The sequence below is a fragment of the Pseudomonas sp. PAMC 26793 genome (genome assembly GCF_000313235.1).
In the GTDB taxonomy this organism is placed as follows: Bacteria; Pseudomonadota; Gammaproteobacteria; order Pseudomonadales; family Pseudomonadaceae; genus Aquipseudomonas; species Aquipseudomonas yamanorum.
Genome location: NZ_AMXG01000039.1, coordinates 94790 through 118008, shown reverse-complemented (window position 1 = coordinate 118008; position 23219 = coordinate 94790). Strand labels below are relative to the sequence as shown.

Below are 23219 nucleotides of genomic sequence, written 5' to 3'. Positions count from 1 at the left end.
AATTCAGGCGCAAACTTCAGTTACCAGTTTTGCCAGCTCTTCGGCATAGCCGCGAACCTGTGTTTCGTCCTCGCCTTCGACCATGACACGCACTAAAGGCTCTGTGCCCGACTTGCGCAACAAGACCCGGCCACGACCCGCCATGGCGGCAGTGACACGCTCGCTGGCCTCTTTCACAGCCGGATGCTCGATAGGGTTGTCACCGCCTGCAAAGCGCACGTTGAGCAGTACTTGAGGGCACTTGCGCAGCGCCTGCCGTGCCTGGGCCAGGCTTTCTTCGCGACGACGCAGCGCCAGCAGCACTTGCAGCGCCGCGATGATCGCATCCCCGGTAGTCGTGTGCTGGAAGCAGACGATATGCCCGGAGTTTTCACCACCCACCTGCCAATTACGCTCCAGCAGATCAGCGATCACGTAGCGGTCACCGACATTGGCACGCACAAACGGAACACCCAGATCTGCCAGGGCCAGCTCCAGGCCAAGATTGCTCATCAAGGTGCCGACGACCCCGCCCTGCAGCTTGTTACGCTCGTGCAAGTCACGGGCAATGATGAATAACAGGTCATCACCATCAACAATTGCACCCGTATGATCGACCATCAAGACCCGATCACCATCACCATCGAACGCGATACCCAGGTCAGCATGCTCAGCCAGCACAGCCGCCTGCAACTGCCCCATATGGGTCGAGCCGCAATTGTCGTTGATGTTCAAGCCATTCGGCTGGGCGGACAGCACAGTAACGTCTGCGCCAAGCTCTTTGAACACGCTCGGCGCCACCTTGTAGGTCGCACCGTGAGCGCAGTCGATGACGACTTTCAGCCCGGCAAAATTGGTACTGCTCGGCACGCTGCTTTTGCAGAATTCAATGTAACGACCAGAAGCGTCGTTAATCCGCGACACCTTACCCAGCTTGCTCGATTCGACGACGGTCATCGGCGCATCCAGCAACTCTTCGATCATGTGCTCGATCTCGTCCGGCAGCTTGGTGCCCTGGCCCGAGAAGAACTTGATACCGTTGTCATCGTGAGGATTGTGCGAAGCACTGATCACAATACCGGCTTCAGCGTGGAAGGTCCGCGTCAGGTAAGCGATCGCTGGCGTAGGCATCGGCCCCAGCAGCATCACATCGGCGCCAGCAGCGGACAGCCCTGCCTCCAGCGCCGACTCAAACATATAACCCGAGATACGCGTGTCCTTGCCCACCAGGATGCGGCAGGCACCCATGCTGCGGAACGCCATACCGGCAGCCCAGCCCAGCTTGAGCATGAAATCGGGAGTAATCGGGAATTCGCCGACCCGACCGCGAATGCCATCGGTGCCAAAATACTTTTTAGTCATAAGTGCTCCATCATTCTTATTCGGCTGATTCAACCGCTGCGATCATTCGCACCACATCTATCGTCTCGGCCACGTCATGCACGCGCAAAATACGTGCACCCTTGACCACGGCAAGTGCCGCAAGTGCCAGGCCGCCATGCAGCCGCTCACCCACCGGACGATTCAACGCCAGACCTATCATGCTCTTACGCGAAACCCCGACCAACAAAGGGCGACCAAGGGCATGCAGGGATTCCATATGCTTGAACAGGCTTAAATTGTGCTGCAAGGTCTTGGCAAAACCAAATCCGGGATCGAGGATTATCCGCTCGGGGGCAATCCCCACTGCGGCGCATTGAGCCATGCGCTCGGCAAGGAAATCTTTCACTTCACCGACCAGGTCGTCGTAATGCGGGTCGTCCTGCATGGTGCCCGGCTCACCGAGCATATGCATCAGGCAAACCGGCACCCCCGTGGCGGCAGCCGCATCCAGAGCACCATCGCGCTGCAGGGAACGCACATCGTTGATCAACCCTGCGCCCAACCGCGCGGTTTCACGCATGACAGCCGGTGTCGAGGTGTCGACAGAGATGATCACATCCAGCTCTCGATGAATGCGCTCGACAATCGGCGCAACACGCTCCAACTCCTCAAGGGGAGAAACCGCGCGAGCCCCGGGACGGGTCGACTCGCCGCCCACGTCAATCAACGTCGCCCCGGCAGCCACCATGGCTTCCGCATGGCGCAACGCAGCATCAAGCTGACTGAAGCGACCGCCATCGGAAAAAGAGTCAGGGGTTACGTTAAGAATGCCCATCACGTGCGTACGGGCCAAATCAAGAACCCGGCTGCCGCAAGGCAACCGGGTCGAGGACAACGCAGAAGTCATTTCAAACCTTAATGGTCAGCAGCCGGGCCGCCGATTGGAGCTTCAGGGCGTTCGTTCTGTACCACTGGAGGCGTGCCCGAAGTACCCGAACCACCTTCCCAATCGCGAGGCTCGCGAGGCGTACGACCGGCCATGATGTCGTCAATCTGATCGGCATCAATGGTCTCGTACTTCATCAGGGCGTCAGCCATGGCGTCGAGCTTGTCGCGGTTATCGGTGAGGATCTGCTTGGCCGTGCCATAGCACTGGTCAATGATGCTGCGCACTTCGGAGTCGATCAGCTTGGCTGTCTCACCAGAGAAGCTGGCCGCTTGACCGCCACCACCGCGACCCAGGAATACTTCGCCTTCCTCCTCGGCATACATCAAAGGACCGAGTTTTTCCGACAGTCCCCACTTGGTCACCATGTTCCGTGCAATCTGACTCGCACGCATGATGTCGTTGGACGCGCCGGTGGTAACACCATCAAAGCCCAAGGTCATCTCTTCAGCGATCCGGCCGCCATACAGCGAGCAGATCTGGCTGATCAAGGCGCGCTTGGAGAGGCTGTAGCGATCCTCTTCCGGCAGGAACATGGTAACGCCCAGCGCCCGGCCACGAGGAATGATCGACACTTTGTAGACCGGGTCATGCTCAGGCACGACGCGACCAACAATGGCGTGACCAGCTTCGTGATAGGCAGTGTTCTGCTTCTCTTTCTCGGACATGACCATGGACTTGCGCTCGGCGCCCATCATGATCTTGTCTTTCGCCAGTTCGAACTCTTTCATTTCAACGATGCGCTTGCCGGTACGTGCGGCAAACAGCGACGCTTCGTTCACCAGGTTGGCAAGGTCAGCACCGGAGAAGCCTGGAGTACCACGGGCAATCACGGCCGGAGCCACGTCGTCGCCCATTGGCACTTTGCGCATGTGCACTTTCAGAATTTGCTCACGACCACGGATGTCCGGCAGACCGACCACAACCTGACGGTCGAAACGGCCCGGACGCAGCAGCGCAGGGTCGAGTACGTCTGGACGGTTGGTGGCGGCGATCACGATGATGCCGTCGTTCATTTCGAAACCATCCATCTCAACCAGCAACTGGTTAAGCGTCTGCTCACGCTCATCATGACCGCCACCCATGCCAGCGCCACGATGGCGACCAACGGCGTCGATTTCATCGATGAAGATGATGCAGGGCGCGTGTTTCTTGGCCTGTTCGAACATATCGCGAACACGGCTGGCACCGACACCGACGAACATTTCGACGAAATCGGAACCGGAAATGGTGAAGAAAGGTACTTTGGCTTCGCCGGCAATGGCCTTGGCCAGCAGGGTTTTACCGGTACCTGGCGGGCCAACCATCAGCACGCCGCGAGGAATACGGCCGCCCAGGCGCTGGAACTTGCCCGGATCACGCAGGAATTCAACCAGTTCGCCCACTTCTTCCTTCGCTTCGTCGCAACCGGCAACGTCAGCCAAGGTAGTTTTCACCTGGTCTTCGGAGAGCAGGCGTGCCTTGCTCTTGCCGAAGCTCATCGGCCCGCCCTTGCCTCCCGCACCACCTTGCATCTGGCGCATGAAGAACATGAACACGGCGATGATCACCAGGATGGGGAAGCTGGCCACCAGGAGCTGGGTCCAGATGCTCTGCTGCTCAGGCTGCTTGCCCTCGACGACTACGTGGTTATCTACCAGGTCACCGATCAGGCCATTGTCCTGGATTGCCGGACGGATGGTCTTGAAGCTGTCGCCATCGTTGCGCTTGCCGGTAATCACGTAGCCATCAACTGCTACGCGCTCGACCTTGCCATCCTTAACTTGCTGGATGAAGTCGGAATAGTTGAGGGTCTGCGGCTCGTTAGGGCTGGAGAAGTTGTTCATCACCGTCACGAGGACAGCCGCGATGATCAACCACAGGATCAGATTCTTTGCCATATCGTTCAATTAACTACCCTCTGAAGCAAGCTCCGCTACTGGCGCGTGCTTCGCATGATATTCACCGGCCTAACTTACTACATTACCTACAACTCTGGCAGGCGCCGTCTGTAACCCTTTGTGAAACTTTGACTACACAATATTCGTAAAGCTTCGTGACGAAAGCGATATAAAAAAACCTATCGCCTCCGTCAAATTTCTTAAAAACGCTCTTCACTGGCAGCGCCTTCAATGCCACGGAACCCGCGACCCAGCAAATACTGCTCACGGGACCTGTCCCGGGAAGAGTCAGGCTTGCGTGTCTGTACCTTGTCGAACAGCTTGCGGATGTTCTTGTGATACTCATCGAAGCCTTCACCCTGGAAGACCTTGACCAAGAAGTCACCACCCGGACGTAGTACCCGTCCCGCCAGATCCAGTGCCAATTCGCACAGGAACATGGCTCGCGGCATATCAACAGCCGGTAATCCACTCATATTGGGGGCCATATCGGAAATCACAAGGTCTACCTGCGAATTTCCGACCGCCTCGAGGATCTGTGCCAGCACTTCGTCCTGGGTAAAATCGCCGTGAACAAAGGTCACGTCGGGGATGCTGTCCATTTCCAGGATATCGGAAGCGATCAAACGACCTTGCCCACCAATCAGACGACTGGTCACCTGGGACCAGCCACCAGGGGCGGCACCCAGGTCGATAACACTCATGCCGGGGCGGATCAACTTGTCCTTTTCCTGGATCTCCAGCAGCTTGTAGCTGGCCCGGGAACGGTAGCCATCCTTTTGCGCCATTTTGACGTAAGGGTCGTTGAAATGCTCTTGCAGCCACTTAAGGCTAGTTTTGGAACGGGCCACGGGCCACCTCGAAAATAAAACGGGTCGTGATTAACTGGGCGGTCCCGGACTCGCTCGGGTAAACTGGCCGCCGCTTTTTACAAGATCAGACGCAGGGGTCAGATTATGCCGCTCACTCAAGAGCAGAAGAAACAGTACAAATCCATTGGCCACCATCTGAAACCAGTTTTGATTGTGGCTGACAACGGTTTGACTGAAGGTGTGTTAGCCGAGCTTGAACGCGCATTGGGCGATCACGAGCTGATCAAGATCAAGGTCAGCATCCTTGATCGCGAGGCGCGCCTGGCAGCCATTGCAGAACTGTGCAAGGCTGGCAAAGCGGACCTGGTTCAGGTCATCGGCAAGATGGCACTGCTGTATCGCAAGAACTTCAGCGCCAACAAGCAACTGTCGAACGTACACCGCTTCAAGTGAAACAAGGGTCACGGGCGTGCTTCGCACGCCCTGCCGCTCCATCCTGGCGCCGGCTGTACAACCAGCACCAATCCGGAAAACCCTAGCACAAGATAGCTGAACAGCTGCCAGCGCAACGCTTCCGGCAGAAAGATGCGTACCACGCAAAACATCGCGCACGCATACAGCGCCATCAACAGCAGTTGCCCGCGAATATCCCGCCACATACTCTCCAAGCCTTCGGCCTTGATCAGCACCAGCGCCTGAAGCGTCACGCACGCCGCTGCAAAACCCACCAGCAACGCGCTTAATAATCCGCTGACCTCATCGATCAGCAACGGTGCCAGGCCAATCAGGCCCAGCGCCGGCAGTACACCAATATGTAACAGCCATAGGCCGCCAACCCAAAGCATCTGGGCAAACTGCCAAAGCATGGCGCCCGCACGAAGCGGGCGCCGTCTTTCAGATGTGACGAACTTCGACAATCTCGTACTCGATCACGCCACCAGGCGTCTTGACGGCCACCACATCACCCTCTTCCTTGGCAATCAAGGCGCGGGCCAGCGGCGAACCGACGGAGATCTTGCCGAGTTTGAAGTCGGCCTCGTCTTCACCCACGATGTGGTAAACCACGCTTTCGTCAGTCTCGACGTTGGCGATTTCCACGGTGGTGCCGAAAATCACCTTGCCGGTATGCGGGATGGTCGTGACGTCGATAACCACCGAGTTCTGCAGGCGGCCTTCGATGTCACGGATCCGCGCCTCGACCATACCTTGCTGCTCACGGGCAGCATGGTATTCAGCGTTTTCCTTCAGGTCGCCCAATTCCCGGGCCGTACCGATGTCCTGGCTCAGCTTCGGACGGACGACCTTGGTCAGGTGGGCGTGTTCTTCTTCCAGGGCTTTTGCGCCCTGGACGGTCATTGGGTATTTGATCATGCCTTCAATCCTGCGTGTAGATCCTGCAAGCGACGCACGGTTTTTTCAGGACCGAACTTGAGCGCTTCGCAGATAGCTTCGCCAGCAGCAATGGTAGTGGTGCAGTAGATCTTGTGCTGCAAGGCGTTACGACGAATGGAGTAGGAGTCCGCGATCGACTGACGACCTTCAGTGGTGTTGATGATCAGGGTGACTTCGTCATTCTTGATCATGTCGACCACGTGTGGACGGCCTTCCGTCACCTTGTTCACGCGACGTACTTTCAGGCCGGCAGCCTCGATCAGCTTGGCGGTCCCGGCAGTAGCCACGACTTCGAAACCCAAGTTGATCAGATCACGGGCCACGCCTGCAACCAGTGGCTTGTCATCATCACGTACGCTGATGAACGCAGTACCGCCGGTCGGCAGCACTTCGCTGGCGCCCATCTGGGCTTTGGCGAATGCCTCACCGAAGGTATCGCCCACGCCCATCACTTCACCGGTGGACTTCATCTCTGGGCCCAGGATCGGGTCCACGCCAGGGAATTTGGCGAATGGGAACACCGCCTCTTTCACACTGTAGAAGTTCGGAATGATTTCCTTGGTGAAGCCGATTTCCTTCAAGGTCTTGCCGGCCATCACACGGGCAGCAATCATCGCCAGGGAAACACCGATGCACTTGGAAACAAACGGCACGGTACGCGAAGCGCGCGGGTTGACTTCGATGACGTAGATGTCTTCGCCTTGCAGCGCCAACTGTACGTTCATAAGGCCGACCACGCCCAGCTCCAGGGCCATTTTCTTGACCTGTTCGCGCATCTCGTCCTGGATGTGTGCAGGCAGCGAGTAGGGCGGCAGCGAGCACGCGGAGTCACCGGAGTGAACGCCAGCCTGTTCGATGTGCTGCATGATCGCGCCGATCACCACGTCGGTGCCGTCGCAGACCGCATCCACGTCCATCTCGATGGCGCAGTTGAGGAAGTGGTCCAGCAGCACGGGGCTGTCGTTGGACACTTTTACCGCATCACGCAGGTAACGCTTGAGCTCGTCTTCTTCGTAGACGATTTCCATCGCCCGGCCGCCCAGTACGTAGGACGGACGCACCACCAGCGGATAACCAATCTTGCTGGCCGCGCGGATCGCTTCGTCTTCGCTGCGCACGGTGGCGTTTGGCGGCTGACGCAGGTTCAGACGCTCAACCATCTGCTGGAAGCGCTCACGGTCTTCAGCACGGTCGATAGCGTCAGGGCTGGTGCCGATGATCGGTACGCCAGCGGCTTCAAGTGCGCGAGCCAGTTTCAACGGGGTTTGGCCGCCGTACTGGACGATCACGCCTTTTGGCTTCTCGACGCGACAGATTTCCAGTACATCTTCCAGCGTTACCGGCTCGAAGTACAGACGGTCGGAGGTGTCGTAGTCGGTGGAAACAGTTTCCGGGTTGCAGTTGACCATGATGGTCTCGTACCCGTCTTCGCGCAGGGCGAGAGCGGCGTGTACGCAGCAATAATCGAATTCGATGCCTTGGCCGATACGGTTTGGACCGCCACCCAGGATCATGATTTTGTCGCGGCCCGACGGCGCTGCTTCGCACTCTTCCTCGTAGGTGGAGTACATATACGCGGTGTCGGTGGCGAACTCGGCCGCACAGGTATCAACGCGCTTGTAGACCGGGAAGATATCCAGCTTGTGGCGATGCGTGCGCAGGTTCTTCTCGGTCACGCCCAGCAGCTTGGCCAAACGCATATCGGAGAAGCCTTTGCGCTTGAGGCGGAACATCAGGTCGCGGTCGATAGAGGACAGGCCGAGGGTCTTGACCTTCTCTTCTTCCTTGATCAGATCTTCGATCTGCACCAGGAACCACGGATCGATCATGTTCATGCCGAAGATGTCTTCGACGGTCATGCCGGCGCGGAAAGCATCGGCCACGTACCAGATACGCTCGGCACCCGGCACGGTCAGCTCGCGCTTGAGCACGCTCATGCTTTCCGGATTGCTCAGGTCGAGCTTCTCATCCAGACCGCAAACACCCACTTCCAGGCCGCGCAGGGCTTTCTGCAGGGACTCCTGGAAGGTCCGGCCAATGGCCATGACTTCACCGACCGACTTCATCTGAGTGGTCAGGCGGGCGTCGGCTTTCGGGAACTTCTCGAAAGCGAAGCGTGGCAGCTTGGTGACGACATAGTCGATCGACGGCTCGAAGGAGGCCGGCGTTGCGCCGCCGGTGATTTCGTTCTGCAGTTCGTCCAAGGTGTAACCGATCGCCAACTTGGCAGCGATGCGCGCAATCGGGAAGCCGGTAGCTTTCGATGCCAGCGCCGAAGAACGCGATACACGCGGGTTCATCTCGATCACAACCATGCGGCCAGTGTCCGGGCAGATGCCGAACTGGACGTTGGAGCCACCGGTTTCCACGCCGATCTCACGCAGCACCGCCAACGAGGCGTTACGCATGATCTGGTATTCCTTGTCCGTCAGGGTCTGTGCTGGCGCAACAGTGATCGAGTCACCGGTGTGCACGCCCATCGGGTCAAAGTTTTCGATGGAACAGACGATGATGCAGTTGTCCTTCTTATCGCGGACAACCTCCATCTCATACTCTTTCCAACCGATCAGGGATTCGTCGATCAGCAGCTCTTTGGTCGGCGACAAGTCCAGGCCGCGGGCGCAGATTTCTTCGAATTCTTCACGGTTGTAGGCGATACCCCCGCCGGTGCCGCCCATGGTGAAGGACGGACGGATGATGCACGGAAAGCCCAGGCGTTCGAGGACCGCATTGGCCTCTTCCATGCTGTGGGCGATACCGGAACGCGGGCAATCAAGGCCGATGGATTTCATGGCCTTGTCGAAACGCGAACGGTCTTCAGCCTTGTCGATGGTGTCGGCATTGGCGCCGATCATCTCTACGCCGAACTTCTCCAGGACGCCTTCGCGCTCCAGGTCCAGTGCGCAGTTCAGGGCGGTCTGGCCACCCATGGTTGGCAGCAGCGCGTCCGGACGTTCTTTCTCGATGATCTTGGCAACGGTCTGCCACTTGATCGGCTCGATGTAGGTGGCGTCGGCCATGTCCGGGTCGGTCATGATGGTGGCCGGGTTGGAGTTCACCAGGATGACGCGGTAACCCTCTTCGCGCAGGGCTTTACAGGCCTGCGCGCCGGAGTAGTCGAATTCGCAGGCCTGGCCGATCACGATCGGGCCAGCGCCGAGAATCAGGATGCTTTTTATGTCTGTACGTTTTGGCATGGGTTTGTCACTCAAATCCGCAGGTCAGTCGGCAAGCCGTCTTGAACAATCTTTGAAGAGCCCGAGGGGGCCGCCGGTTTCCCGGGCCACCCTCGGGCCGCTCACTTAGCGTCGCTTGGCCATCTCATTGATGAAACGGTCGAACAGCGGCGCTACGTCGTTCGGGCCCGGGCTTGCTTCAGGGTGGCCCTGGAAGCTGAACGCGCTCTTGTCGGTGCGCTCGATGCCTTGCAGGGAACCGTCGAACAGCGACTTGTGAATCGCCCGGACGTTGCCCGGCAAGGTCGCTTCATCCACCGCAAAACCGTGGTTCTGGCTGGTGATCATCACGATGCCAGTGTCCAGATCCTGTACCGGGTGGTTGGCACCGTGGTGGCCGTGCCCCATTTTCAGGGTCTTGGCGCCGGAGGCCAGGGCCAGCAATTGGTGGCCGAGGCAGATACCAAATACCGGGATCTCGGCTTCCAGCACTTCCTTGATCGCCTTGATGGCATAGTCGCAGGGCTCCGGGTCACCCGGGCCGTTGGACAGGAACACACCGTCCGGCTGCAGGGCCAGCACATCGCTGGCTGGGGTTTGCGCCGGCACCACGGTCACGCGGCAACCGCGCTCGACCAGCATGCGCAGGATGTTGTGCTTGATACCGTAGTCGTAGGCCACAACGTGGTACGGCAACTCGGAAGCTTCGATGGTCGCGTGGCTGTCGGTCTTCAAGTCCCAGACAGTGGAGCGCCACTCGTACTTTTCCTTGGTGCTGACGACTTTCGCCAGGTCCATGCCTTTCAGGCCAGGGAAACCTTGAGCCGCTGCAATCGCTGCTTCTTCGGAGATGTTGTCACCGGCCATGATGCAGCCGTTCTGCGAACCTTTTTCACGCAGGATGCGTGTCAGGCGACGCGTATCGATACCGGCGATCGCCACAACGTTGTTGGCTTTCAGGTAATCGGACAGGGACATCGTGTTACGCCAGTTGCTCGCTACCAGTGGCAGGTCACGAATGACCAGGCCAGCCGACCAGACACGATCAGACTCGGCATCTTCCGGTGTAGTACCGGTGTTGCCGATGTGCGGATAGGTCAGGGTAACGATCTGTTGGGCGTAGGAAGGATCAGTAAGGATTTCCTGATAGCCGGTCATGGCGGTGTTGAACACCACCTCTCCAACGGTCTGACCGTCGGCTCCAATGGCTTCGCCGCGAAAAATGCTGCCATCAGCAAGGGCGAGTATGGCTGGCTTAGTCAAGAAGACCTCCCGTAAATAAAGCCTGAAAGGGCGATCGCAGGTTGTAAAAAAGCGGAGTGACGTATGGACACGTCACCCCGCTTCTTCACTGAATTATTCTGCGCGCTTTTAGTGGACACACTAAAGCTGTAGCTTACAGAAAAAGGCTTTTTTGGTCCACCGCTAATGAGCCTTAAAGGCAGGGGAATGCGACAGGACGTCGCTTAGCGGGTAAAAACGGGGCCTTAGGATATTCCTGAGACCCCGTTTTAGCTACTTCTTAATGCAGATCCAGCACGTCACGCATGTCGTACAAGGCCGGCGTACGACCGTCCAGCCACAGCGCCGCACGTACGGCACCCTTGGCGAACGTCATGCGGCTCGACGCCTTGTGGGTGATCTCAAGACGCTCACCCTCGGTCGCGAACAGTACGGTGTGATCGCCCACCACGTCACCGCCGCGAACGGTGGCAAAACCGATGGTGTCATGGGCGCGAGCCCCGGTATGGCCTTCACGACCATACACCGCCACCTTCGACAGATCCCGCCCAAGGGCATCGGCAATCGCCTCACCCATGCGCAACGCCGTACCCGACGGCGCATCGATCTTGTGCCGGTGATGAGTCTCGATGATCTCGATGTCAGCCTCATCACCCATCACGCGCGCTGCCATATCGAGCAACTTCAGCGACAGATTGACGCCGACGCTGAAGTTGGCCGCGAACACGATAGGAATATCCTTGCCCGCCTCCACCAGCAGCTGCTTTTGCTCGGCGCTCAAACCCGTAGTGCCGATCACCATGGCCTTGCCCGCCTTGCGGCAGAAAGCCAGGTTTTTCAGCATCACGTCCGGCAGGGTGAAGTCGATCAGCACGTCGAACTCGTCGGCAACCTGCTCCAGATTGCCGGACAACGAAACGCCGATCCGCCCCAAGGACGCCAACTCACCCGCGTCCGCACCAATCAAGGTGCTGCCGGGACGAACAATCGCCGCCGTCAACCCGGAGGCCGGCGAGCGGGCCTGCACAGCCTCGACCAGGGTCTTGCCCATACGCCCGGCAGCGCCCATCACCGCGATACGTCGCATACTCACTTCCTTACAGGTCGCCGAAGAAACGCTTTACGCCTTCGAACCAGCCAGTGGTTTTTGGCGAATGGGTATCATCGCCGGCCAGGGAGCTGCGGAATTCTTCCAGCAGTTCGCGCTGACGACGCCCCAGATTCACCGGAGTCTCTACCGCCACACGGCACATCAAGTCACCAGCACCACCACCACGCACCGGCGCTACGCCTTTGCCGCGGATACGGAACTGCTTGCCGGTCTGCGTACCCTCAGGAATCTTCAGCTTGACCCGACCGTCCAGCGTCGGAATCTCAAGCTCGCCACCCAGGGCCGCGTCGACAAAGCTGATCGGCACTTCACAGAACAGATGCTTGCCATCACGCTGGAAGATCGAGTGCTCGCGCACATTGATCACCACGTACAGGTCGCCCGTCGGGCCGCCCTGAGTGCCCGCCTCGCCTTCACCCGACAGACGAATGCGATCACCGGTATCAACACCCGCCGGCACTTTCACCGAGAGGGTCTTGTACTCTTCGACACGCCCTTCGCCGTGGCAGGACTCGCATGGATCGGAAATAATCTTGCCCTGGCCATGGCAGCGCGGGCAGGTTTGCTGCACCGAGAAGAAGCCTTGCTGCATGCGCACTTGGCCGATACCGCCGCAAGTCGGGCAAGTGATCGGCGAGGAGCCTTTCTTGGCGCCCGAACCGTCGCACGGCTTGCAATTGACCAGCGTCGGAACACGGATATTGACGCTGGTGCCACGCACCGCTTCTTCCAGGTTCAGTTCCAGGGTGTAACGCAGGTCGCTGCCACGCTGGGCACCGCCACGCTGGCCACCACGGCCGCCACCAAAGAAGTCGCTGAACACGTCGCCGAAAATATCGGAGAAGTTCTGGCCACCAAAACCCGCACCGCCACCGCCCATACTTGGGTCGACACCGGCATGGCCGTACTGATCGTACGCCGCACGCTTGTTTGGATCACACAGGCATTCGTAGGCCTCGTTGGCCTCTTTGAACAGCTCTTCGGATTCTTTGCTATCCGGATTACGGTCCGGGTGGTGCTTCATTGCCAGGCGACGGTAAGCCTTTTTCAGGTCCGCCTCGCTGGAGCCGCGCTCCACACCCAACACTTCGTAATAGTCACGCTTTGCCATAAGTCTTTGCACTCTTAAGGACGTCCGGCAAAACCCTCCTGAGCCTTGCCAAACTCGTTGAGCCCCAATACAGGCCCGGACCCAACTCACGTCAATTCAACGATCCTGGTCGTTACTGCTTTCAACCGGAAACCGGCCAAAAACGCGGTGACTGTCGTCCGGAAAGCAGGAGCATTCCCGATCACACCGCCAGCATCCGAGCGTTGTCGCATGCTGTAAAAATTCGCGTACCCCAGACACGCCAACGCGGGAGCAAGCTCCCGCGCGGCGACATCCTACCAGTCACCGCTTGTGAGCGGTCAACCGGGCGACCAAGTTACTTGTGGTCTTTGACTTCTTCGAACTCGGCATCGACAACGTCGTCGTGCTTGGCTTCAGGTTCTGCCTGGTGTGCAGCACCGTCAGCCGGCTGGCCTTGTTCGGCGTACATTTTCTGAGCCACTGGCGCAGAGACTTTCGACAGTTCTTCAACCTTGGCTTCGATAGCAGCCTTGTCGTCGCCTTTAACGGCGGCTTCCAGGGCAACTACTGCGGCTTCGATTGCAGTTTTCTCTTCGGCAGTCACTTTGTCGCCAGCGTCAGCGATCATTTTGCGCGTCGAGTGAACCAGTGCATCACCCTGGTTGCGGGCAGCGGCCAGCTCTTCGAACTTGCGGTCTTCGTCAGCGTTGGCTTCAGCATCACGGATCATCTGCTGAATTTCTTCCTCGGACAGACCCGAGTTTGCCTTGATCACGATCGACTGAGTCTTGCCGGTGGCCTTGTCTTTGGCGCCTACGTGCAGAATGCCGTTGGCGTCGATGTCGAAGGTCACTTCAATTTGTGGCACGCCACGTGGTGCTGGCGGAATCTCGGCCAGGTCGAACTTGCCCAAAGACTTGTTCTGACCAGCTTGCTTACGCTCACCTTGCAGCACGTGAATGGTCACGGCGCCCTGGTTGTCGTCGGCAGTCGAGAACACTTGCGATTTCTTGGTAGGAATCGTGGTGTTTTTCTCGATCAGCGCAGTCATCACGCCACCCATGGTTTCGATACCCAGGGTCAGCGGGCTGACGTCCAGCAGCAGAACGTCTTTCACGTCGCCGGCCAATACCGCGCCCTGGATGGCAGCACCCATGGCAACCGCTTCGTCCGGGTTCACGTCTTTACGTGCTTCTTTACCGAAGAACTCGGTCACCAGCTTCTGAACCAGTGGCATACGGGTCTGACCGCCGACCAGGATCACGTCGTTGATCGCGCCAACGTCGATACCCGAGTCTTTCAGCGCAATGCGGCAAGGCTCGATGGTGCGTTGAACCAGGTCTTCTACCAGCGACTCCAGCTTGGCGCGGGAGATTTTCACGTTCAAGTGCTTAGGACCAGTGGCATCTGCAGTGATGTACGGCAGGTTCACGTCGGTCGAATTGCTCGAAGACAGTTCGATCTTGGCTTTCTCAGCGGCTTCTTTCAGGCGCTGCATGGCCAGCGGGTCACCTTTGAGGTTCATGCCGCTTTCTTTCTTGAATTCGTCAACGAGGTAGTCGATCAGACGAATGTCAAAGTCTTCACCGCCCAGGAACGTGTCACCGTTGGTGGCCAACACTTCGAACTGGTGCTCGCCATCGACTTCAGCGATTTCGATCACGGAAACGTCGAAGGTACCGCCACCCAGGTCGTAAACGATGACGGTGTGGTCGCCCTTGGCCTTGTCCATACCGTAGGCCAGAGCGGCTGCGGTTGGTTCGTTGATGATACGTTTTACGTCCAGGCCAGCAATACGGCCGGCGTCTTTGGTCGCCTGGCGCTGGCTGTCGTTGAAGTAGGCCGGAACGGTGATCACCGCTTCAGTCACGGCCTCACCGAGGTAGTCTTCGGCGGTTTTCTTCATCTTTTTCAAGATTTCAGCCGAGATTTGTGGCGGCGACATTTTCTGGCCGTTCACTTCAACCCAGGCGTCACCGTTGTCAGCCTTGGCGATTTTGTACGGGACCATCTTGATGTCTTTCTGTACGACTTCTTCGTCGAACTTACGACCGATCAGACGCTTCACCGCATAGAGGGTGTTATGCGGATTGGTCACAGCTTGACGCTTGGCGGACTGGCCAACCAGAATTTCGCCGTCGTTGGCGTAAGCCACGATGGACGGGGTGGTGCGTGCGCCTTCGGCGTTTTCAATAACTTTGGATACGCCGTTTTCCAGCACGGAGACGCAGGAGTTGGTAGTCCCCAGGTCGATACCGATAATTTTGCCCATGATTTACTCTCCCGAAACTTAGGTTTTGTTGCCACAGCAGTGGTGGCTAACTGCGGCAGTACTTAAACGCTTGACTTATAGATGGGGCCGTTACGACTTATTTCAAGCCTGCTCATCAATAGAAGGTGCAACCGGTGCAGGAGCCTTGCTCACTACAACCATTGCCGGGCGCAACAAGCGACCGTTGAGCTGGTAACCCTTCTGGAACACCTTCAACACGCTGTTCGGCTCAAGATCAGCGTTTTCCTGCATCGCCATCGCTTGATGATGCTCGGCATTGAACGGCTCGCCGCCTTGTGGATCGATGGCTTCCAGCTGATAACGCTTCAGGGTGTCCTGGAACATTTTCAGGGTCAGTTCGATCCCTTCGCGCATTGGGCGGATGTTTTCGTCATCCGGGTTGGACAACTCAAGGCCACGCTCCAGGCTGTCGATGATCGGCAGCAGATCACCGGCAAATTTTTCCAGCGCGAACTTGTGAGCCTTTTCTACATCCTGCTCGGCGCGGCGGCGGACGTTCTGCAGATCAGCGGCAACACGCAACGATTGATCCTGCGCGCCTGCCAACTGCTCTTCGAGCACTTGCACACGAACTGCCAGGTCTTCACCTGCGGCCTGGTTGGCGTCTGGATTTTGCGTATCCTGCGTCTGTTCGTCAGCCATAGATTTCTCCTTTCAAAATCATGCGCGAACTCGACTCGCGCTTCTGTTCCGGTATATGGGGCCACAATTTTCAGGTTCAAGGGCAGGGCCGCTACCAAAAGTCTTTCAGTTGTCCTGGATCAATTTCTGCCGATCATTCCCTGTCGCACTTAAAAAGACAGTTATTCAAGCAAATCGGACTAAGCATCAGGATTGTCACCCCCAAACAAAACACTGTATAAATAACCAGACCTAAAGCCTGGGAGCGGCCGTCATGCTGGTGCACCTGTCCGTACATAACTACGCCATCGTTGAACATCTGGATCTTGAACTGGATCGCGGGATGAGCGTAATCACAGGCGAAACCGGCGCCGGCAAGTCGATCATGCTCGACGCCCTGGGCCTGACCCTCGGCGACCGAGCCGACAGCGGCGTGGTTCGCCCTGGCGCCGACAAAGCCGACATCCTCGCCACCTTCGACCTGGCCGACATCCCGGAAGCCGAGGCCTGGCTTGCCGAGCGCGACCTTAATAATGAAGGCCCATGCATCCTGCGCCGGGTGATCACTGCCGAAGGGCGCTCCCGCGGCTATATAAATGGCACACCCTGCCCCCTCGGCGACTTGAAAGCCCTGGGCGAACTGCTGATCGACATCCACAGCCAGCATGAACACCAGTCCCTGCTGAAAACCGACACCCATCGCCGGCTTCTCGACGAATACGCCGGCGCCACTGACCTTGCGCGCCAAGTGCAACTGGCCGCGCAACGCTGGCGCCAGACCCGCCAGGAGCTGGAGCGCCTCTCCAACTCCGGCGATGAGCAGCGTGCCCGCCACCAATTGCTCAGCTACCAACTGGAAGAGCTGGAAAGCCTGGGGCTCGGCGAGACAGAGCTGGAGCAACTGGAACAGGAACACAAGAACCTCACCAACGCCGAAACCCTGCTGGGCATCTGCCGGCAAGTGGTGGAGCAGTGCAGCGAAAGTGATTCCGGCAATGTGCTCAACGCCCTGACGGCCAGCCTCAATCGCCTGTCCAGCGTGAACAACGCCTCCGGATCACTGAATGAAGCCACCACACTGCTGACCAGTGCGCAAATTCAGGTAGAAGAAGCCGTGGGCGAGCTGAACCGCTTCCTCGATCACTTCGATGCCGACCCGGCACGCTTGCAAGATATAGAAGAGCGCCTGGACACCATCTATACCTTGGCGCGCAAACACCGGATCCAGCCGACCGAAGTAGCAACCATGCAGCAAAAGCTGCTGGATGAAATCGAAACCCTGAACGCCAACGATGAATCCATCGAGCGACTGGGTGAAGAACTAGCGTCGTTTGCTCGCCATTATCAAGAGAAAGCCCGAGAACTCAGCGACCTGCGCCATCAGGCAGCGACAGGCCTGGCCAGTGCAGTGGAACAAGAGATCCAGCGTCTGGGCATGCCCGGCGGGCGTTTCACCATCGAGCTGCACACCAACACCAGCAATGAGCTGCTGCCCAATGGCCTTGAACAGGTAGAGCTGCTGGTCAGCGCAAACCCGGGCCAGCCACTGAAGGCACTGGCAAAAGTAGCGTCCGGTGGCGAGCTGTCACGGATCAGCTTGGCGATCCAGGTGATCACCGCCCAAACCTCACGCGTGCCAACGCTGGTATTCGACGAAGTGGACGTAGGCATCGGCGGCCCGACTGCCGAGATCGTTGGCCAGCTGCTGCGCCGATTGGGCGATCGTGGCCAGGTGTTGACCGTTACTCACTTGCCACAAGTAGCTGCCCAAGGGCATCAACACTTGTTCGTGCACAAGGTACGTGGCAGCGATGCGACCCATACCGCCGTGTCCAAGCTGAACAAGACCGAACGGGTAGAAGAAGTGGCACGGATGCTCGGTGGCATTGACCTGACCAAGGAGTCCTTGGCTCACGCGAAGAAAATGGTGGTCACCGCGAAGGTCTGAAGCCCGGCTTACTGAGTATTTTCTTTCTTATAGAAAGCACGAAGGCGACCCTAGGGTCGCCTTCGATCGTTTCGCAGAGCGAATCTGCGTAGCTTTCTTACTTTTTCTTACGTATGTAGAGAACCAGATTGTGGTCCACCAAATCGAATCCATGCTGCTCAGCAATCATGTGCTGGAGCTTCTCGATTTCCGGACTGGTGAACTCGATAACCTCATTGGTATCCAGGTCAACCATGTGGTCGTGATGACCGCCGTCAGCCAATTCGAACACTGCATGACCGCCGTCGAAATTATGACGAACCACCAGTCCTGCTGCTTCAAACTGGGTCAGTACACGGTAAACCGTGGCCAGGCCGACGTCCTCGTTAGACTCCATCAGCGCCTTGTATACATCCTCGGCACTCATGTGGCGCTGCTCAGCAGAATCGAGCATTTGTAGAATCTTGACTCGTGGCAGAGTCACTTTAAGACCGGCTTTGCGTAGTTCGCTATTTTCAACCATGGTTAGCTTTCTCGCGGATGCTGCTTCGCAGCTTCTCTTAATACGGGTATGATCGGCGTTTACGTTGTCCCAGCCAAGATAGTGGAAGTCGCCCACCGATGCAAAACACCAAGCTCTTGCTAACCAGTTTCACCTTTGTGGGACTGCTCGCACTCGCCGGTTGTTCATTCCCCGGGGTTTACAAAATCGACATCCAGCAGGGCAATGTCGTCACGCAGGACATGATAGACCAGTTACGCCCGGGAATGACCCGACGGCAAGTACGGTTTATCATGGGCAATCCCCTGCTGACCGACACATTCCATGCCGATCGCTGGGATTATCTCTATAGCATCCAACCTGGTGGCGGTGAACGCCAACAGGAGCGGGTCAGTGTCATCTTCAATGGCAATGACCAGCTCGTCAGCCTGTCGGGGGACTTCAAACCGGGTGTAAGCCGCGATGAAGCCTTGCTGGGCAAGGACAACGGCACCACTGCTCCTGCGCCCGCGCAGAACGAGGAGAAGCCGAAGTCCGAAGTACCGGCCAAGCCTGGCTCCTTGCTGGACGAGATCCAGAAAGGCGTCGACGGCGTACAGACCGTTCCAGTGCCGACTCCAGAACCTCTGGACTCGAGCCCGCAGTAAGTTTGTAACGCGCGATAAAAAGCCCGGCATGCCGGGCTTTTTGTTGCCTGCTGTTTAGCAAACTATGGGGTTTGCTGTTTTGCCTTGGCGGCCTTGGCCGCACGCAAGCGACGTATCTCCATCGGATCTGCCAACAATGGCCGGTAGATCTCGATTCGATCTCCAGCCTGCACAACACGCACATCAGCGTCCGCTACCACCTTGCCGAAAACCCCTAAAGGGCAACTCTCCAGACTCAGCTCCGGGAATTGCGCAGCCATTCCCGAGCCCAACACCGCCGCCCTGAGGCTGCAGCCCGGCGCTACTGCCAGGCTCATCAACACCTGGCGATCCACCGCGGCGTACACCACCTCGATTTCAATCAATGACTCAGCCATGCATTTGCTTGGCGCGTTGGCAGAACGCGTCCACCAGGGTATTCGCCGCTTGATTGAACAACGGACCCAAGGTGGCACGCACGATAGGGCCGGCATAGTCGAACGACAAATCCAGGCTGATCTTGCAGGCCTTCTCGTTCAACGCCTTGAACACCCACACACCGTGCAACTGAGTGAACGGACCTTCTTCGAGATTCATCTCGATGGACTGCCCGGGCACCAGCGTGTTGCGCGTGACAAAGTGCTGGCTCAAGCCGCCCTTCGCCACCCCCACGCTGGCAACCATATGCTCATCACTGCTCTCCAACACCTCGGCAGTCGAACACCAAGGCAGGAACTCCGGGTAACGCGCCACGTCGTTGACCAGGTCATAGAGCGCCTGCGCCGGGTAGGGCAGCAGGGCCGAACGTTGAATATGCGTCGTCATGTGAGCGTTATTTCCACAGCTGAGCGGCAAACATCGCGAAAGGGCAACAGGATTCGCGAAAGAAAAAAATCAAAAACCAGCCTGCATTGTCCGGGATTCATTCAACACGCTCAAGCACGCAGGTTGACCGTAGCCGACGCGCTCGCAACTCCCTATAATGCCGCCCCTATGGCTAAACAAAAGAAACACCCAACAGGGACCATCGCGCAAAATAAAAAGGCGCGACACGATTACTTCATCGAACATCGGTTCGAGGCTGGTCTGGTCCTGGCCGGCTGGGAAGTAAAAAGTCTGCGTGCCAGCAAGCTGCAACTGGTCGACAGTTACGTGCTGCTCAAAGACGGTGAGGCATGGCTGCTCGGCAGTCATATCACGCCGCTGATGACCGCCAGCACCCACGTGATTGCCGACCCGGTGCGCACGCGCAAGCTGCTGCTCAATGCTCGCGAGCTGGAAAAACTCCAAGCTGCCGTGCAGCAAAAAGGCTACGCCTGCGTTTGCCTGTCGTGGTACTGGAGCAAGCACCTGGTCAAGTGCGAGATCGCACTGGGCAAGGGTAAGAAGGAATACGACAAGCGTGACACCGAGCGCGAACGCGATTCCAACCGGGAATTGCAGCGTGCCGTGCGTAACAAGGGCAAGGAAGACTGATTTTCTTGTGACTTGATGTGGCCGAGGGAGCCCGCTCCCTCGACCACAACAAACGCTACATCCCCTTGCGCCGCTCCGCCCGTGCCATGCGCTGAACCTCCTGACGCACTTCTTCCAGCACTTCCTGCACATACTGCAGGTGACGTGTTGAAACCTCCCGCGCCTGCTCGGCACGCCCTTCAATAATCGCCAGGTACAGATCACGGTGCTGATTGATCAGCATGTCCCGGGTCTCGGTACGCTGCTGATACATGCCACCGATGTTGGTCACCACGTTACGCTTGAGCAGATCGAACAGCCCGCGAATGGTATGCAGCAATACCGCGTTATGGCTGGCCTCGGCGATTGCCAGGTGAAACCTCGCATCCGCCGCGCCCTCTTCCGCCCGACTCACTTCATCAGACCGCGTATAGCAATCCTGCAGCTCTTCGAAGGCCGCCGTCAGTCGCTCGCGGTCCACCTCAGTGGCGCGCAACGCTGCGTAGTACGCGCACGAAGCTTCCAGGGTCTGACGAAACTCCAAAAGGTCGCGCTGCGCCTCGGGATTATTTTCCAGCAGATGCAGCAGCGGATCGCTGAAGGTTGATCCCAGCGACTCCACCACATAATTGCCACCACCCTGACGGCTGATCAGCAAACCTTTGGCCGCCAGTTTCTGGATCGCCTCGCGCAACGACGGACGCGACACCCCGAACTGCTCAGCCAGTGCGCGCTCGGCCGGCAAGCGCTCGCCTGACTTCAGCGTGCCCTCAAGGATCATGCCCTCAAGCTGCTCGACGATATCGTCAGACAAACGGCGCTGACGCACCTGATCAAACCCCATAACTCACTCTCCACCATCCCGACCACTCGCCGGGCCCCTATTCTGGCCTATCGCCACGTATCCGGCACCTATCAGAACGCCCTTGTTTCATCCGATCAGTACCCGCTTACACCGACCTACGACCAAAGATTCACAAGCGGCAAATTGACACATCCCCCTGAAGGCTTTTAACCTAGCCAACAACGATTGTAAATTGGTAATACCAATTATCCAAATCGCCTAAGCAGTGCCTGACCAACAACAATTAGGGGCCACCCCACATGCAAACCTGGCAACAGCTCTACAGCCCGCTCGGCAGCCTCGGCCTGTCCGCACTGGCCGCCGTTATTCCCATCGTGTTTTTCTTCCTGGCCCTGGCGGTGTTCCGCCTCAAAGGCCACGTTGCGGGCAGCATTACCTTGGCACTCTCGATCCTGGTGGCGATCTTTGCCTTTCAGATGCCAGTCGACATGGCGCTCGCCGCCGCCGGTTACGGCTTTGCCTACGGCCTGTGGCCAATCGCCTGGATCATCGTCGCCGCTGTATTCCTGTACAAACTGACGGTCAAGAGCGGCCAGTTCGAGATCATCCGCAGCTCCGTCCTGTCGATTACTGACGACCAGCGCCTGCAAGTGCTGCTGATCGGCTTCTGCTTCGGCGCGTTCCTGGAAGGTGCGGCCGGCTTCGGTGCACCGGTGGCGATTACTGCCGCATTGCTGGTAGGACTGGGCTTCAACCCGCTGTACGCCGCTGGCCTGTGCCTGATTGCCAACACCGCACCCGTCGCGTTCGGCGCACTGGGGATTCCGATCATCGTGGCCGGCCAAGTGACGGGCATCGACGCGTTCAAGATCGGCGCCATGGCCGGCCGCCAATTGCCGCTACTGTCGTTGTTCGTACCGTTCTGGCTGGTGTTCATGATGGACGGCCTGCGCGGTGTCAAAGAAACCTGGCCAGCCGCACTGGTTGCGGGCCTGAGCTTCGCCGTTACTCAGTTCTTCACCTCGAACTTCATCGGCCCGGAACTGCCGGACATCACCTCGGCCCTGGCCAGCCTGATTTCCCTGACCCTGTTCCTGAAAGTCTGGCAGCCCAAGCGCAGTGCCGGCGCGCAAATCGCTGGCGCAACGTCCGGCACTGCCGTCACTGCCAGCGCCGGTGGCTTCGGCCTGCCTCGCAACACCCTGGCTTCGCCTTACAGCCTGGGGGAAATTTTCAAGGCCTGGTCGCCGTTCCTGATCCTGACTGTGCTGGTCACCATTTGGACCCTGAAGCCGTTCAAGGCGATGTTCGCCGCTGGCGGCGCGATGTACAGCTCGGTGTTCAACTTTGCGATTCCGCACCTGGATCAACTGGTGATCAAGGTTGCGCCCATCGTAGCTACGCCAACAGCCATCCCTGCGGTATTCAAGCTGGATCCGATTTCCGCGACCGGCACAGCGATTTTCTTCTCCGCCCTGGTGTCGATGCTGGTATTGAAGATCAATTTCAAAACTGGTCTGACCACCTTGAAAGAAACATTTTATGAACTGCGCTGGCCGATCCTGTCCATCGGCATGGTGCTGGCCTTTGCCTTCGTCACCAACTACTCGGGTATGTCATCGACCATGGCCTTGGTACTGGCGGCTACCGGCGCGGCATTCCCGTTCTTCTCGCCATTCCTCGGCTGGCTCGGTGTGTTTCTGACGGGCTCCGACACCTCATCCAACGCGCTGTTCAGCTCACTGCAAGCCACCACCGCCCACCAGATCGGCGTCAACGACGTCTTGCTGGTGGCGGCGAACACCAGCGGCGGCGTAACCGGCAAGATGATTTCGCCGCAGTCGATTGCCGTGGCATGCGCCGCGACGGGTCTGGTGGGCAAGGAATCCGACCTGTTCCGCTTCACCCTCAAGCACAGCCTGTTCTTCGCGACGATTGTCGGGCTGATCACCTTGGCCCAGGCCTACTGGTTCACCGGTATGCTGGTGCACTGAGACCTGCACGTAATAGGGTAAGAACCGACGCCGGACAGCGATTCCGGCGTCAGCTATTTCTGG

The 23219-nt window shown here is 58.2% G+C and carries 21 protein-coding genes; 5 read left to right on the top strand and 16 right to left on the bottom strand.

The window, feature by feature from the left end; genetic code table 11:
• Window positions 1-3 precede the first annotated feature (3 nt).
• From glmM to rlmE, 4 genes are all read right to left on the bottom strand, one after another.
• Complete coding sequence (gene glmM, locus D109_RS0120735; protein ID WP_017478566.1) at window positions 4-1341, bottom strand: phosphoglucosamine mutase; 1338 nt, start codon at window positions 1339-1341, stop codon at window positions 4-6.
• A gap of 16 nt (window positions 1342-1357) precedes the next feature.
• Window positions 1358-2209: a dihydropteroate synthase gene (folP, locus tag D109_RS0120730; protein ID WP_026078116.1), complete on the bottom strand. Its 852-nt coding sequence runs from the start codon at window positions 2207-2209 to the stop codon at window positions 1358-1360.
• 8 nt (window positions 2210-2217) lie between these two features.
• The gene (gene ftsH, locus D109_RS0120725) at window positions 2218-4128 is read right to left on the bottom strand and encodes an ATP-dependent zinc metalloprotease FtsH (RefSeq protein ID WP_017478564.1); all 1911 of its coding nucleotides are present in this window, start codon (window positions 4126-4128) and stop codon (window positions 2218-2220) included.
• A 200-nt stretch (window positions 4129-4328) separates the two neighbouring features.
• Window positions 4329-4979, bottom strand: a complete 651-nt coding sequence (gene rlmE / locus D109_RS0120720; RefSeq protein WP_003212203.1) for a 23S rRNA (uridine(2552)-2'-O)-methyltransferase RlmE — start codon at window positions 4977-4979, stop codon at window positions 4329-4331.
• Between the two features lie 105 nt (window positions 4980-5084).
• Here rlmE and yhbY point away from each other — a divergent pair, with 105 nt between their 5' ends.
• Entirely contained in the window at window positions 5085-5393 is a 309-nt protein-coding gene (gene yhbY, locus D109_RS0120715) for a ribosome assembly RNA-binding protein YhbY (RefSeq protein WP_003212205.1), read from the top strand.
• An 8-nt stretch (window positions 5394-5401) separates the two neighbouring features.
• Here yhbY and D109_RS0120710 read toward each other — a convergent pair whose 3' ends face one another.
• The 8 genes from D109_RS0120710 to grpE form a co-directional block, all read right to left on the bottom strand.
• The gene (locus D109_RS0120710) at window positions 5402-5806 is read right to left on the bottom strand and encodes a hypothetical protein (protein WP_017478563.1); all 405 of its coding nucleotides are present in this window, start codon (window positions 5804-5806) and stop codon (window positions 5402-5404) included.
• 28 nt (window positions 5807-5834) lie between these two features.
• On the bottom strand, window positions 5835-6311 hold the full coding sequence (gene greA / locus D109_RS0120705) for a transcription elongation factor GreA (RefSeq protein WP_003212209.1): 477 nt from the start codon (window positions 6309-6311) through the stop codon (window positions 5835-5837).
• Window positions 6308-9529 carry a carbamoyl-phosphate synthase large subunit gene (gene carB / locus D109_RS0120700; RefSeq protein WP_003212212.1) on the bottom strand — a complete coding sequence of 1074 codons (3222 nt, stop codon included), beginning with the start codon at window positions 9527-9529 and terminating at the stop codon, window positions 6308-6310. The genes greA and carB overlap by 4 nt, the downstream gene beginning before the upstream one ends.
• Before the next feature lie 105 nt (window positions 9530-9634).
• Window positions 9635-10771: a glutamine-hydrolyzing carbamoyl-phosphate synthase small subunit gene (gene carA, locus D109_RS0120695; RefSeq protein WP_017478562.1), complete on the bottom strand. Its 1137-nt coding sequence runs from the start codon at window positions 10769-10771 to the stop codon at window positions 9635-9637.
• A 259-nt stretch (window positions 10772-11030) separates the two neighbouring features.
• Window positions 11031-11837 (bottom strand): 4-hydroxy-tetrahydrodipicolinate reductase, encoded by an 807-nt coding sequence (dapB, locus tag D109_RS0120690; RefSeq protein WP_017478561.1) that lies wholly within the window; start codon window positions 11835-11837, stop codon window positions 11031-11033.
• Between the two features lie 10 nt (window positions 11838-11847).
• Window positions 11848-12972 carry a molecular chaperone DnaJ gene (gene dnaJ, locus D109_RS0120685; protein WP_017478560.1) on the bottom strand — a complete coding sequence of 375 codons (1125 nt, stop codon included), beginning with the start codon at window positions 12970-12972 and terminating at the stop codon, window positions 11848-11850.
• A 316-nt stretch (window positions 12973-13288) separates the two neighbouring features.
• Window positions 13289-15205, bottom strand: a complete 1917-nt coding sequence (gene dnaK, locus D109_RS0120680) for a molecular chaperone DnaK (RefSeq protein ID WP_017478559.1) — start codon at window positions 15203-15205, stop codon at window positions 13289-13291.
• A gap of 102 nt (window positions 15206-15307) precedes the next feature.
• Complete coding sequence (gene grpE / locus D109_RS0120675; protein WP_017478558.1) at window positions 15308-15868, bottom strand: nucleotide exchange factor GrpE; 561 nt, start codon at window positions 15866-15868, stop codon at window positions 15308-15310.
• 253 nt (window positions 15869-16121) lie between these two features.
• Between grpE and recN the strand changes: the two genes are divergently transcribed.
• Window positions 16122-17795, top strand: a complete 1674-nt coding sequence (gene recN, locus D109_RS0120670; protein WP_017478557.1) for a DNA repair protein RecN — start codon at window positions 16122-16124, stop codon at window positions 17793-17795.
• A 97-nt stretch (window positions 17796-17892) separates the two neighbouring features.
• On the opposite strand, the gene fur is transcribed toward recN, so the two are convergent.
• A complete protein-coding gene (gene fur / locus D109_RS0120665; protein WP_003212228.1) occupies window positions 17893-18297 on the bottom strand; it encodes a ferric iron uptake transcriptional regulator in 405 nt (134 codons plus the stop codon).
• Window positions 18298-18395: 98 nt separating this feature from the next.
• Here fur and D109_RS0120660 point away from each other — a divergent pair, with 98 nt between their 5' ends.
• Window positions 18396-18923, top strand: a complete 528-nt coding sequence (locus D109_RS0120660; RefSeq protein ID WP_017478555.1) for an outer membrane protein assembly factor BamE — start codon at window positions 18396-18398, stop codon at window positions 18921-18923.
• A 62-nt stretch (window positions 18924-18985) separates the two neighbouring features.
• Here the strand turns inward: D109_RS0120660 and D109_RS0120655 are convergent, their stop codons facing one another.
• Window positions 18986-19300: an RnfH family protein gene (locus D109_RS0120655; RefSeq protein ID WP_017478554.1), complete on the bottom strand. Its 315-nt coding sequence runs from the start codon at window positions 19298-19300 to the stop codon at window positions 18986-18988.
• Window positions 19293-19727, bottom strand: a complete 435-nt coding sequence (locus D109_RS0120650) for a type II toxin-antitoxin system RatA family toxin (RefSeq protein WP_003212236.1) — start codon at window positions 19725-19727, stop codon at window positions 19293-19295. The genes D109_RS0120655 and D109_RS0120650 overlap by 8 nt, the downstream gene beginning before the upstream one ends.
• A 168-nt stretch (window positions 19728-19895) precedes the next feature.
• Here D109_RS0120650 and smpB point away from each other — a divergent pair, with 168 nt between their 5' ends.
• Complete coding sequence (gene smpB / locus D109_RS0120645; protein ID WP_017478553.1) at window positions 19896-20378, top strand: SsrA-binding protein SmpB; 483 nt, start codon at window positions 19896-19898, stop codon at window positions 20376-20378.
• 55 nt (window positions 20379-20433) lie between these two features.
• On the opposite strand, the gene D109_RS0120640 is transcribed toward smpB, so the two are convergent.
• On the bottom strand, window positions 20434-21201 hold the full coding sequence (locus tag D109_RS0120640; RefSeq protein ID WP_017478552.1) for an FCD domain-containing protein: 768 nt from the start codon (window positions 21199-21201) through the stop codon (window positions 20434-20436).
• Window positions 21202-21461: 260 nt separating this feature from the next.
• Between D109_RS0120640 and D109_RS0120635 the strand changes: the two genes are divergently transcribed.
• Window positions 21462-23156, top strand: coding sequence for a lactate permease LctP family transporter (locus D109_RS0120635; RefSeq protein ID WP_017478551.1), 1695 nt, complete (start codon window positions 21462-21464; stop codon window positions 23154-23156).
• Window positions 23157-23219: the final 63 nt, after the last annotated feature.

Bases quoted from the DNA above. Each gene is read 5' to 3' on its own strand.
- D109_RS0120640 (WP_017478552.1), bottom strand. From the start codon at position 21,201: ATGGGGTTTGATCAGGTGCGTCAGCGCCGTTTGTCTGACGATATCGTC.
- smpB (WP_017478553.1), top strand. From the start codon at position 19,896: ATGGCTAAACAAAAGAAACACCCAACAGGGACCATCGCGCAAAATAAA.
- glmM (WP_017478566.1), bottom strand. From the start codon at position 1,341: ATGACTAAAAAGTATTTTGGCACCGATGGCATTCGCGGTCGGGTCGGC.
- greA (WP_003212209.1), bottom strand. From the start codon at position 6,311: ATGATCAAATACCCAATGACCGTCCAGGGCGCAAAAGCCCTGGAAGAA.
- D109_RS0120660 (WP_017478555.1), top strand. From the start codon at position 18,396: ATGCAAAACACCAAGCTCTTGCTAACCAGTTTCACCTTTGTGGGACTG.
- yhbY (WP_003212205.1), top strand. From the start codon at position 5,085: ATGCCGCTCACTCAAGAGCAGAAGAAACAGTACAAATCCATTGGCCAC.
- recN (WP_017478557.1), top strand. From the start codon at position 16,122: ATGCTGGTGCACCTGTCCGTACATAACTACGCCATCGTTGAACATCTG.
- ftsH (WP_017478564.1), bottom strand. From the start codon at position 4,128: ATGGCAAAGAATCTGATCCTGTGGTTGATCATCGCGGCTGTCCTCGTG.
- carB (WP_003212212.1), bottom strand. From the start codon at position 9,529: ATGCCAAAACGTACAGACATAAAAAGCATCCTGATTCTCGGCGCTGGC.
- folP (WP_026078116.1), bottom strand. From the start codon at position 2,209: ATGACTTCTGCGTTGTCCTCGACCCGGTTGCCTTGCGGCAGCCGGGTT.
- D109_RS0120635 (WP_017478551.1), top strand. From the start codon at position 21,462: ATGCAAACCTGGCAACAGCTCTACAGCCCGCTCGGCAGCCTCGGCCTG.
- dapB (WP_017478561.1), bottom strand. From the start codon at position 11,837: ATGCGACGTATCGCGGTGATGGGCGCTGCCGGGCGTATGGGCAAGACC.
- grpE (WP_017478558.1), bottom strand. From the start codon at position 15,868: ATGGCTGACGAACAGACGCAGGATACGCAAAATCCAGACGCCAACCAG.
- D109_RS0120650 (WP_003212236.1), bottom strand. From the start codon at position 19,727: ATGACGACGCATATTCAACGTTCGGCCCTGCTGCCCTACCCGGCGCAG.
- D109_RS0120710 (WP_017478563.1), bottom strand. From the start codon at position 5,806: ATGCTTTGGCAGTTTGCCCAGATGCTTTGGGTTGGCGGCCTATGGCTG.
- fur (WP_003212228.1), bottom strand. From the start codon at position 18,297: ATGGTTGAAAATAGCGAACTACGCAAAGCCGGTCTTAAAGTGACTCTG.
- dnaJ (WP_017478560.1), bottom strand. From the start codon at position 12,972: ATGGCAAAGCGTGACTATTACGAAGTGTTGGGTGTGGAGCGCGGCTCC.
- dnaK (WP_017478559.1), bottom strand. From the start codon at position 15,205: ATGGGCAAAATTATCGGTATCGACCTGGGGACTACCAACTCCTGCGTC.
- D109_RS0120655 (WP_017478554.1), bottom strand. From the start codon at position 19,300: ATGGCTGAGTCATTGATTGAAATCGAGGTGGTGTACGCCGCGGTGGAT.